General features: G+C 35.5%; 10 protein-coding genes. All 10 read left to right on the top strand.

Annotated elements, in window-relative coordinates:
- Positions 1-12 precede the first annotated feature (12 nt).
- On the top strand, positions 13-864 hold the full coding sequence (locus HCB38_RS07190; protein WP_185637969.1) for a MurR/RpiR family transcriptional regulator: 852 nt from the start codon (positions 13-15) through the stop codon (positions 862-864).
- Positions 865-1,004: 140 nt separating this feature from the next.
- Entirely contained in the window at positions 1,005-1,895 is an 891-nt protein-coding gene (gene murQ / locus HCB38_RS07185; protein WP_185318956.1) for an N-acetylmuramic acid 6-phosphate etherase, read from the top strand.
- 12 nt (positions 1,896-1,907) lie between these two features.
- A complete protein-coding gene (locus HCB38_RS07180) occupies positions 1,908-3,356 on the top strand; it encodes a PTS transporter subunit EIIC (RefSeq protein WP_185318955.1) in 1,449 nt (482 codons plus the stop codon).
- Positions 3,357-3,774: 418 nt separating this feature from the next.
- On the top strand, positions 3,775-4,524 hold the full coding sequence (gene rpsB, locus HCB38_RS07175) for a 30S ribosomal protein S2 (protein ID WP_014093012.1): 750 nt from the start codon (positions 3,775-3,777) through the stop codon (positions 4,522-4,524).
- Positions 4,525-4,603: 79 nt separating this feature from the next.
- A complete protein-coding gene (tsf, locus tag HCB38_RS07170) occupies positions 4,604-5,488 on the top strand; it encodes a translation elongation factor Ts (protein ID WP_003767202.1) in 885 nt (294 codons plus the stop codon).
- Positions 5,489-5,583: 95 nt separating this feature from the next.
- Complete coding sequence (locus HCB38_RS07165; protein ID WP_185318954.1) at positions 5,584-5,823, top strand: hypothetical protein; 240 nt, start codon at positions 5,584-5,586, stop codon at positions 5,821-5,823.
- A gap of 523 nt (positions 5,824-6,346) precedes the next feature.
- Entirely contained in the window at positions 6,347-6,841 is a 495-nt protein-coding gene (locus tag HCB38_RS07160; RefSeq protein WP_185637967.1) for a matrixin family metalloprotease, read from the top strand.
- 15 nt (positions 6,842-6,856) lie between these two features.
- Positions 6,857-7,477, top strand: a complete 621-nt coding sequence (locus HCB38_RS07155) for a cell surface protein (RefSeq protein ID WP_185318952.1) — start codon at positions 6,857-6,859, stop codon at positions 7,475-7,477.
- A gap of 404 nt (positions 7,478-7,881) precedes the next feature.
- Complete coding sequence (locus HCB38_RS07150; RefSeq protein WP_185637965.1) at positions 7,882-9,651, top strand: ABC transporter ATP-binding protein; 1,770 nt, start codon at positions 7,882-7,884, stop codon at positions 9,649-9,651.
- Complete coding sequence (locus HCB38_RS07145) at positions 9,635-11,440, top strand: ABC transporter ATP-binding protein (protein ID WP_185318950.1); 1,806 nt, start codon at positions 9,635-9,637, stop codon at positions 11,438-11,440. Before HCB38_RS07150 ends, HCB38_RS07145 begins: the two co-directional genes overlap by 17 nt.
- Positions 11,441-11,472 lie beyond the last annotated feature (32 nt).

The following is an 11,472-nucleotide window of genomic DNA, read 5'->3' as shown; positions in this document are numbered from 1 at the left end:
GGAGAAAAGTTAATGAATAATGGTAGTATTATCAATCGAATAGAAGGTATTTTAAATGATTTGCCGAAGTCAGAGAAAAAAATTGGCCAAGCAGTATTAGCAAATCCAGAATTTACAACTACTGCATCGATTCATAAGCTAGCTCAAAAAGCAGATGCAAGCGGGGCGGCTGTTATCCGTTTCTGTAAATCAATCGGACTTCAAAGTTTTCCAGAATTAAAAAGACAATTATCATTAGATTTGGCTCAACCACAAAAGAAAGGCTATTATGATATTGAACCAAATGAAGATTTTCATACCATCACAGAAAAACTAGTTTCCAACATGATTCAAACGATGAACGATACGGCTAGCCAACTAAACGAAGCCAAAGTTTTAGATGCATGCGAATTACTCGACAAAGCAGATACTATTTATACCTATGGGGTCGAGGCTTCTTGGTTAGTAGCAGAAGATATTTCGCAAAAGTGGCTGCGTGCAGGGAAACATGTTTTAGCTACGCAAGATGCACATGTTCTAGCAATGGCTTTTGCAACGGGGAAGAAGAAAGCCGTTTTTATTGCTATTTCTAACAGTGGAGAAACATCCGAAGTCTTGCAACTCGTAGATCAAGCCAAACTGAACAACGTCATTGTGATTAGTCTTACACGTTTTGGTAGCAATAAGCTGAAGGAAAAAGCAGATTTATCTTTAGAAACTTCTCGTGCTCCAGAAGCTGAAATTAGAAGTACAGCAACAAGTTCAAGACAAGCGCAATTGCTAGTAATTGACATTTTATTTTACTATTATGCATCCCATCACTACGACGAAATGATTCACCAAATTAAACATTCGCGAGAGGCCACTAATCGTTTTAGAGAATAATAGAAAATAGGTAGTAGCTTAATAATTAAAGCTACTGCCTATTTTTTTATTACCAATAATAAATAAAAATTTTAATGTTTAATTTATATATTGAAATTTTATTTCATTTATATTATACTATGTTGGAAGGAGTGGTTAAAATGTTAGAGAATTTAGCAACAGAAGAACGAAATAAAAAAACGATTGATTTAGATACACTTTCTCCAAAAGAAATTTTAGCAGTAATGAATGAAGAGGATTTAACAGTTCCAATAGCTATAAAAAAAGTCTTACCTCAAATTGAGTCAATTGTAAGCGGTGTCATCTCGTGTTTTCAAAAAGGTGGCCGTTTGATTTATCTAGGTGCCGGAACAAGTGGAAGATTAGGGGTACTTGATGCAGCTGAATGTGTTCCAACTTTTGGGGTCTCAAAGGAGCAGGTCATTGGCTTAATTGCAGGTGGTGAAAAAGCTTTTGTAGCTGCAATAGAAGGTGCGGAAGATTCAAAAGTACTTGGCGAAAACGACTTAAAGCAAATTAAGTTAACTGCAAACGATTTTGTTATTGGTATTGCTGCAAGTGGTAGAACACCTTATGTGATTGGTGCGCTTGACTATGCCAAATCTGTTGGGGCTAAAACCGGAGCAATTTCTTGCAATACTAATGCAAAAATTTCAGCACACGCTGATATAGCAGTAGAAATTATGACCGGAGCGGAAATTTTAACAGGTTCCACTAGATTAAAAGCAGGAACAGCTCAGAAACTAGTATTAAATATGATTTCAACAGCTTCAATGGTCGGAATTGGAAAAGTGTATAAAAATTTGATGGTGGATGTTTTACCAACAAATAAAAAATTAGAAGAGCGCTCTAAACGAATTATTATGGAAGCCACAGAAGCCGATTACGAAACAGCAAATAAATTTTATGAAGCAGCTGAAAAACATGTAAAAGTGGCCATTGTCATGATATTAACCAATTCAACCAAAGAAATAGCGTTAGAAAAATTAAGTGAAGCAAAAGGGTTTGTTCGAAACACTATCCAAAAATAAGGAGCTGGAATAATGACAAAAGAAGCAGAAATTGGCAAACAAATATTTATTCACGTTGGTGGAATGGAAAACGTTTCAAGAATTGCACATTGTATGACACGAGTTCGATTGGGGATAGTTGATAGTGACCTTGTTGATGTAGCTGGATTAAAAAAAATTCCGGGCGTTATTGGTGTTGTAGAAGATGATACTTTACAGATTATTGTTGGACCAGGAGTTGTGAACAAAGTAGCCGGCGCAATGGCAGAAATAGCTGGTGTTAAAATTGGCGAAACGATTCAAGAAAATTTGGATAGCGGCACAAAAACTGGTAAGGAATTAGTCGAAGAAAAAGCATCCAAAACAAAAGCAGAATTAAAAGCAAAACAAAATAATTCATCAGGTTTTAAAAGATTACTAAAATCAATCTCTAATATTTTTGTTCCACTAATTCCAGGATTTGTTGGCGCGGGATTAATTGCAGGTATTGCAGCAATTATTGCTAACAATATAACAGCTGGAAATTTAGATGCTGCTGTTTGGACTCAATATATTGATATTTTAGGGGTTATTAATAAAGGAATATTTGCCTTCTTAGCCATTTATGTAGGGATTAATACCGCGAATGAATTTGGTGGAACACCTGTACTCGGTGGAGGAATCGCTGGAATAACATTGCTTTCTGGATTGGCAGAAGGACATACAATTACAAACATTTTCACGGGGGATCCTATCGTAGCCGGACAGGGTGGAATTATCGGCGTGTTATTAGCAGTTTGGCTAATGTGCCTACTTGAAAAAAACTTGCGCAAAATCATTCCAAATGCGATAGATATTATTTTTACGCCAACGCTTGTATTACTTATTATTGGTTTAGTAACTATTTTCTTAATTATGCCATTTGCAGGACTTGTATCAGATGGTTTAGTTAACGGTATTAATTGGGTAATCGAAGTTGGGGGAGTATTCGCAGGTTTTGTACTAGGAACGTTATTCTTACCAATGGTAATGTTTGGGTTACATCAAGTTTTAACACCTATTCATGTAGAAATGATTGCTCAAAATGGTTATACTATCTTACTACCTATTTTAGCAATGGCAGGTGGTGGACAAGTTGGAGCAGCAATTGCACTTTGGATTCGTTGTCGTAAAAATAAACCACTTGTAAATATGATTAAAGGGGGGCTTCCGGTTGGGATTTTAGGCATCGGTGAACCATTAATTTATGGGGTAACAATACCACTTGGTAAACCTTTTCTTACAGCTTGTCTCGGAGGCGGTATTGGTGGGGCTGTAATCGGCTATTTTGGTAACGTCGGAGCAATTGCAATCGGACCATCAGGGGTTGCACTTATCCCTCTAATCGCGAATAATGAATGGCTTTCTTACGTCATCGGACTAATTGCAGCATATTTAGGTGGATTCATTTTAACTTATTTCTTTGGCACTCCAAAAGACGCAATGAATAGCGTAGAATTTTAATTTACTGAAAGATAATAAAAAGCATCAGAATTTGAAATGAATTTTGATGCTTTTTATTATTTAAAATGTAAAACATGTAATTATAATTGAGAAATCGAGACTTTTATCGCAAATAAGCGAGAAAACAGCTCTTGGACACCGAACGCTATCGTGTTAATAACGAAAATGGCGTTCGGTGTTCCGGCAGTATTCAGTTTAATAATCGTCAATTTATACTAGAATAGATTTTGGGAAGTTTAACGCAATAACTTGCAACTTGAGCTCTATTATGCTATATTTATTGTTAGTGTTAAATCACACACGCACGGTGACAGACTGAGAAGGTGCTTAGCGGCTTGTTCGCTTAAGTTTTTCAGCTGGTTGATCCATGCGGAGGGCGGTTATCCGCAAAAAATAAACCAATAGGAGGGAATAACACATGCCTGTTATTTCAATGAAACAATTACTCGAAGCAGGAGTTCACTTCGGCCACCAAACTCGCCGTTGGAACCCAAAAATGAAGAAATATATCTTCACAGAAAGAAATGGTATTTATATCATTGACCTACAAAAAACAGTGAAAAAAGTAGACGAAGCTTTCAACTTCATGCGTGAAGTAGCTAGCGACAACGGTACTATCCTGTTTGTAGGAACTAAAAAACAAGCACAAGAATCCGTTCGCGACGAAGCTATCCGTTCTGGACAATATTTCGTGAATCATCGTTGGTTAGGTGGTACTTTAACTAACTTTGAAACTATTCAAAAACGTATTCAACACCTTAAAAAAATCGAAAAAATGGAAGCAGATGGAACTTTTGAAGTCCTTCCTAAAAAAGAAGTAGTCCTTCTTAAAAAAGAACAAGAAAAACTAGAACGCTTCTTAGGCGGAATCAAAGACATGAAAGGTCTTCCTGACGCTCTATTCATCGTTGACCCACGCAAAGAACGTATTGCGGTTGCAGAAGCTCGTAAACTTCATATTCCTATCATCGGTATTGTTGATACAAACTGTGATCCGGATGAAATCGACTACGTAATCCCTGCAAATGATGATGCTATCCGTGCGGTTAAACTTTTAACTGCTAAAATGGCTGATGCTATCATTGAAGTGAACCAAGGGGAAGAGTTAACTGAAGCAGAAGTTGCTCCTGTAGAAGAAAAAGCTACAGAAGAAACTACTGAAGCATAAGATTTTATTTGAAACTTTCAAGGTGATAAGGCACTATTCTTATCACCTTTTTTAAAGAGAAAAATTGGAGGGAAAATAAATGGCTAATATTACAGCTCAAATGGTAAAAGAATTACGTGAAAAAACTGGTGCTGGTATGATGGATTGTAAAAAAGCGCTTGTAGAAACTGAAGGAGATATGGAAAAAGCAATTGACTATCTTCGTGAAAAAGGTATCGCTAAAGCTGCGAAGAAATCTGATCGTGTTGCTTCTGAAGGTATGACTCATGTAATCAGCAATGAAAAACATGCAGTAGTACTTGAAGTAAATGCTGAAACAGATTTCGTTGCTAAAAACGATAACTTCCAACAGTTAGTTGATGCATTAGCTAAACAAATTCTTGCAGTACGTCCTGATAGCTTAGAAGACGCTCTTAAAACAGAAATGCCTAATGGCCAAACTGTTCAAGATTACATCACTGAAGCAATCACAAAAATCGGTGAAAACATTTCCCTTCGTCGTTTTGAAGTAAAAGAAAAAGCAGACAACTCTGCTTTTGGTGAATACATCCACATGAATGGACGTATTGGCGTTCTTACACTTCTTGAAGGAACTACTGACACTACAGTTGCAAAAGATGTTGCAATGCACATCGCTGCAATCAATCCTAAATACATTTCTCGTGAAGACGTTTCTACTGAAGAAGTGGAACACGAAAAAGAAGTATTAACTCAACAAGCATTAAACGAAGGCAAACCAGCTAATATCGTTGAAAAAATGGTAGAAGGTCGTTTGAAAAAATATTTAAGCGAAATTTCCTTAGAAGACCAACCTTTCGTTAAAAACCCAGACATCACTGTAGGTGAATACGTAAAACAAAGCGGTGGTAAAGTTGTATCATTCGTACGTTTCGAAGTAGGCGAAGGAATCGAGAAAAAAGAAGATAACTTTGTTGAAGAAGTAATGAGCCAAGTGAAAAAATAAGCCTTATTGATGATTTCCCCTCGAGTTTTCCTAGAGAATTCGGGGGGTTTTTGCTATACTTAAACTACATATAATAACAACAAAAGGAGTTCAATATGAAGAAAATCATCAAGATTACTTTAATTGTTTTATTTTTATTGTTTTTACTGGATAATATATGGATGATGGTACAAACAAAACAAGGACTGGATTTACCGATTTGGCTTCAAATAGTTTTTTTGCTTGTTTATATAATTTCTGCAATAACTACATATAAAGGAAAATGGTTTGGATTTTTTGCTTCTTTTTTAATGGGTATTGGTATTATGTTAGTAAGTATAATTGTCAGTTTGTAACTAAAAACCTCGATTATCACTCGGGGTTTTTTGTTTTATTAAGTTTAATATACTATATGTGAATATTTATACAATAAAAATATAATATTTTATATGTTTAATCCGTTAACTGTACTAAATATTAATGATTCAAACTTCATTTATGTACATTTAGTGAAGTGTGGATATCAAAGTGAATAAAACGGGAAAAATCACGCCGAAACGAGTGGGTAATCTCTTTTTTCTCAAATTTTATTTCAAAATGAGTAATAATCATTCTAAATAAGAATGGTTTTTCGTCATTCATGACAAGAAATAGACATTTCATTACATTTTTGGTTATACATTCTATTTTCATGTTACACTTTTTTTGTTCGAAAAAGTTGATAAAAGCCATGATTTACTACGGGAAAATGATGGGTGATAGTGTCAGCTAAAAGTGAGGTGAATACAAAAAAGGGGTAGCTTTTCTAAGAGAATTATTTACTTTATCACAATATGTTTACGGTTTCACTTTATTATTTACAAAGAGGGGGAAGACAGAATGAAGAAGATTGTATCATTTGTAATCGCATTTGTATGTTTGTGGAGCGTTTTACTTCCAGGACAAGAAGCGAGTGCAACAGCAAAAATCAATAGCTGGGATTTGGTAGATTCTAGTAAACACCTAGATTATTCAGGGAATTCAAAGTATATGTCATTTATCCGATCTGGGGCTAATACTTGGAATGCTTATAAAAAAGGAGTTATTAGACCAGCTTCAGGAGCAAACAAATCAGACGTATATTGTAGTGATATTTCAGCAAATAATAATATCAACGCGACAACTTACAGTAACGGAAAAATCACTTTTAACAATAAAAATATGGATAAAAAAAATAATGCTGGGAAACAAAATGTTGCTACACATGAGCTAGGACATGGTTTGCGATTAGGTCATAATGCATCTAGTGACGTAATGTACCAATATAGCACTTCTAAAACAACTTTATCTACGAATGATAAACAATCATATGATGCAGCATATAAAAAATATTAAAAAGGGGTACTTAAATTGAAAAAAACAACTATTGGCATTATCGCTTCAATAATTAGTATTTTAGGTATCGGCAGTATTTTAACAGTAAACACCCATGCCGAGAAGACTAAACCAGAGAAAAAAGAAGTACCAACATATGCTATTCATTCCGATTATACACTCGATGTAGACAATCCAAATGAAGTTGTTGGCGATGCGGATCATGTATTTGTAGGAAAAGTAACGAAAGAAACAGGAACAGATTACAAAAATAAAACACCAATGGAACAAGAAGATGGTTCAATCGAATATATTGGCGAAGCATATACAAATTATAAAGTAGAAGTCATTTCGAATTTAAAGAATGAATTAGCAATGGATAAAGAAATTGCACTTCAAAAACAAGGTGGAATTCGGGAAGATGGGTCGGCTTATGACGTTTTTGAAGATGATCAACTTCCAGAAGTAGGCAAAATCTACCTATTCAATGCTTACATACAAGATGATGGCTCTTTACTTGTAGCAGGAGGAAATTCTACTATTTCTTTCGATGAAAAAACAAAAAATATTGATACAGAAAAAGAAGTGAGCAAAACAGAGGAGTTTGAATTATATGAAGAGGCTGTTGAAAATCAAGTCACTTCAGAAGAAAATTAAATATTCTAATGATAAAGCATAACAATTCTTGGATATATTGTTATGCTTTTTTATATAACCAATTGATCCCGAGAGCAAGTATAATAAAAATAATTTTTAAACAATTTGCAATTATTTGTTGCGCTTTCAAAAAAAATCGGTTAAACTAATAACGTTGCATAATAAAACAAAGGAGGAATGGACGATGAATAATTATATGAAGGCTTCAAACAAGGCATTATTGCGCTTAAAAATAGAATTTATTTCACCGGACCATTTCAAAAACAAGGGAGCTCTCCTTTAATTTGGTTTTATTTTATACAAAGTGGTGACAAATAAATATATTTTTTCGGGTAATAATGGGCAGAAATAGGTCCATTATTTTTATTTGTCCAATTTTAAGGAGAAAAGGGAGGGATTGTTGTTTGAAAATTTATAAAGCATTAGGTTGGTTTTTTAAAGAAAATTGGAAATCTTATGCATTTGGGGTAACCATTTTGTTTACGATTGCGCTTTTACAGTTAGTTCCGCCACAAATTATTGGCTATACGGTTGATGCTGTAACGAATGACTCACTGACAAAAGACAAATTGATTAAATGGATGGTTATTCTAGTTGTAGCAGCAATTCTTGCATACGCTGGTCGCTATGTGTGGCGAATGTTAATTTTTGGTTCTGATAATAAATTACAACGAACTTTACGCTTGCGATTATTTGAACATTTTACAAAGATGTCGCCATTTTTCTTTCAACGTTATCGTACTGGGGATTTAATGGCCCATGCGACGAATGATATTACAGCCATTCAACAAGTAGCAGGAATTGGTGTTTTGACCCTATCAGATTCTGTTCTAACAGGCGGAACGGTTATTGCAACAATGGCGATTACAATTGATTGGCGCTTAACTTTGATTGCATTACTTCCAATGCCGTTTATGGTGCTCGGAAGTTCGATTCTAGGTAAAAAGTTACATGATCGCTTTCACGGGGCGCAAGCAGCTTTTTCGATGCTAAATGATAAAACGCAAGAAAGTATTTCTGGAATTAAAGTAACTCGGACATTTGGGCAAGAGAAAGAGGATATTCAAGATTTTGCGAAACAAACGAAAGAAGTTGTTCAAAAAAATATTTCTGTCGCTAAAGTGGATGCAATGTTCGATCCGATGATTTCTATTATTGTGGGGATTTCATTTGTTCTTTCATTAGGGTTTGGAGCGAAATTCGTTGTAGACGGAGAATTAACTATTGGGCAAGTAATTGCTTTTTCAAATTATTTATTCTTATTAATTTGGCCGATGTTAGCATTTGGGTTCTTATACAATATTATCCAGCGCGGGAATGCTTCTTATGATCGAGTGCAACATTTGCTCGCCGAAAAAGAAGATGTTGTTGACCATGAAGGTGCAGTAGATACGGTTCCAGTTGGGAACTTACAAGTAGCAATAGATAAATTTATTTATCCAGATGAAAGTGTTCCAGTTTTATCAGATATTCATTTTAATTTAAAAGCCGGGGAAACACTGGGGATAGTTGGTCGAACTGGTTCTGGGAAAACCTCCTTATTAAAACTGTTAATGCGGGAATATGATACGTATGAAGGTAAGATTGCTTTCGCTAACATGAAAATTCAAGACTACACAGTTCGAGCTTTACGAGAAGCAATTGGTTATGTGCCGCAAGATCAGTTTTTATTCTCAACAACGGTGCGAGATAATATTCGTTTTGGGAAACCAGAAGCATCACAAGAAGAAGTGAGTAATATTGCAAAACTTGTGTCTGTAGATGAAGACATTCTTGGTTTTGAAAATGGTTATGATACGATTGTCGGCGAGCGTGGAGTCTCACTTTCTGGTGGACAGAAGCAGCGTCTTGCCATCGCACGTGCGCTAATTATGAACCCTGAATTGCTTATATTAGATGATGCACTTTCGGCGGTAGATGCGAAAACAGAAGAACAAATTTTAGCTAATTTAAAAGAGAATCGTTCAGATAAAACGACGATTATCAGCGCACACAGATTAAGCTCTGTTGAACATGCGAATTTAATTATTGTCATTGATAAAGGCAGAATTGTGGAACGTGGAACCCATATGGAGCTAATGGATTTAGATGGCTGGTATAGAGAAATGTTTCAGGAGCAACAGCTGGAAGAAGCATTAGAAGAAGGGGGTGCAGCAGATGGAAGCGATGAATGAGCAAGATGAAATGTTAGTGATGTCCGGCAAAGAACATCGTGAGGTTTTAAAACGGATGCTTAGTTATACGAAATACCATATTCCAAGTTTGATTTGGACAGGTGTGCTTGTTCTTCTTGTGACACTTGCGGATGTGTTTGCGCCAATCTTGATTAAAATATTTTTGGATGATTATTTGACACCGATGAATTTGGAAATGCAAGCTTTGTTAATTCTTGGTGCGGGCTATTTGGGACTTACGATTGGGAAATCGGTTGTTTGGTATTTCCAACTGTTGTTCTTTCAAAAAATCGCGCTTGAAATTGTTCAACAAATGCGGATTGATATTTTTACAAAACTTCATTCACTAGGAATGCGTTACTTTGACAAAACGCCTGCAGGAAGTATTGTTTCGCGCGTGACAAATGATACCGAAGCTGTGAAAGATATGTTTATTAATGTGCTTTCAACAGCAATTCAAAGTTTGTTTATGCTTGTCGGGATTTATGCTGCAATGTTTGCGCTCAATGTTCAATTAGCGCTATATAGTTTACTGTTATTCCCACTTATTGTCTTTATTATTTTTGTTTACCGAAAATATAGTTCCCAATTTTACCGGGCGAGACGAGAAAAATTAAGCCAATTAAATGCGAAAATCGCTGAGTCGATTTCGGGGATGTCAATTGTTCAACAATTTAATCAAGAGCGTCGTTTAGTAAAAGAATTTGAGAAAATTAACAAAGATTACTATGACGTTGGGATGAAAAATATCAAATTTAATGCACTATTACTTGGACCAGCGATTGATTTAATTTATGCGTTAGCGGTTGTGATTATTCTTAGTTTCTTTGGGGCTGAATCATTAATTGGACCAGTAGCAATTGGGACGATTTATGCGTTTATTAGTTACTTTGACCGTTTTTTAGAGGCGATTTATAACGTAATGGAACGGCTGGCAATGTACCAAGAAGCAATTACAGCGGCTTCACGAGTATTTCGTATTATGGATGAAACAGAAGAAGTCCCAGCTCAATTAAATGATCCAGAAGCGAAAATCACGCGCGCCAAAATTGAATTTAAAGATGTTTCGTTTGCTTATGAAGGTGGACGAGATGTGCTTAAAAACATTAGCTTTACGGCAGAACCTGGGCAAACAGTGGCACTTGTTGGTCATACAGGGAGCGGGAAAAGTTCTATTATTAATTTAATGATGCGTTTTTATGAATTTGAACGTGGAGATATTTTAATTGATGGTAAGTCAATTAAGTCTCATGAAATTACTGAATTACGGAAGAAAACCGGGCTTGTCCTGCAAGATAGTTTTATGTTTTATGGCGATATTAATACAAATATTCGCTTGTATGATAAAAACATTACAGATGAACAAATTATAGATGCTGCGAAATTTGTTCAAGCGGACAGCTTTATTCAAACATTATCCGATGAGTACAAGCATAAAGTAATTGAGCGAGGTGCTTCATTTTCAAGTGGACAAAGACAATTGATTTCATTTGCAAGAACGGTCGTGACAAACCCACAAATTCTCGTTTTAGACGAAGCAACAGCGAATATTGATACCGAGACAGAAAGCTTAATTCAAACGGGATTAAAACGAATGAGAGAAGGACGTACAACAATTGCGATTGCGCATCGACTTTCGACAATTAAGGATGCCGATTTAATTTTAGTTTTATCCAAAGGAAGAATTATTGAACGTGGTACCCATGATACGTTAATTGCAGAACAAGGTGTATATCACTCGATGTATCAATTACAAAATAGCGGAATGGATTTAGACGAAGCGCTTTAAGCAGAGAAGTTTATTTCAAACGGTAAAAGGAA

Origin of the sequence: Listeria farberi (assembly GCF_014229295.1) — a bacterium.
Lineage (GTDB): Bacteria > Bacillota > Bacilli > Lactobacillales > Listeriaceae > Listeria > Listeria farberi.
Note: the sequence above shows the minus strand (reverse complement) of the source record. Positions and strands in the feature narration are given on the sequence as shown.

What these genes read in the sequence shown, in the direction of transcription:
- HCB38_RS07190 (WP_185637969.1), top strand. Translation starts at nt 13, where the DNA reads ATGAATAATGGTAGTATTATCAATCGAATAGAAGGTATTTTAAATGAT.
- murQ (WP_185318956.1), top strand. Translation starts at nt 1,005, where the DNA reads ATGTTAGAGAATTTAGCAACAGAAGAACGAAATAAAAAAACGATTGAT.
- HCB38_RS07180 (WP_185318955.1), top strand. Translation starts at nt 1,908, where the DNA reads ATGACAAAAGAAGCAGAAATTGGCAAACAAATATTTATTCACGTTGGT.
- rpsB (WP_014093012.1), top strand. Translation starts at nt 3,775, where the DNA reads ATGCCTGTTATTTCAATGAAACAATTACTCGAAGCAGGAGTTCACTTC.
- tsf (WP_003767202.1), top strand. Translation starts at nt 4,604, where the DNA reads ATGGCTAATATTACAGCTCAAATGGTAAAAGAATTACGTGAAAAAACT.
- HCB38_RS07165 (WP_185318954.1), top strand. Translation starts at nt 5,584, where the DNA reads ATGAAGAAAATCATCAAGATTACTTTAATTGTTTTATTTTTATTGTTT.
- HCB38_RS07160 (WP_185637967.1), top strand. Translation starts at nt 6,347, where the DNA reads ATGAAGAAGATTGTATCATTTGTAATCGCATTTGTATGTTTGTGGAGC.
- HCB38_RS07145 (WP_185318950.1), top strand. Translation starts at nt 9,635, where the DNA reads ATGGAAGCGATGAATGAGCAAGATGAAATGTTAGTGATGTCCGGCAAA.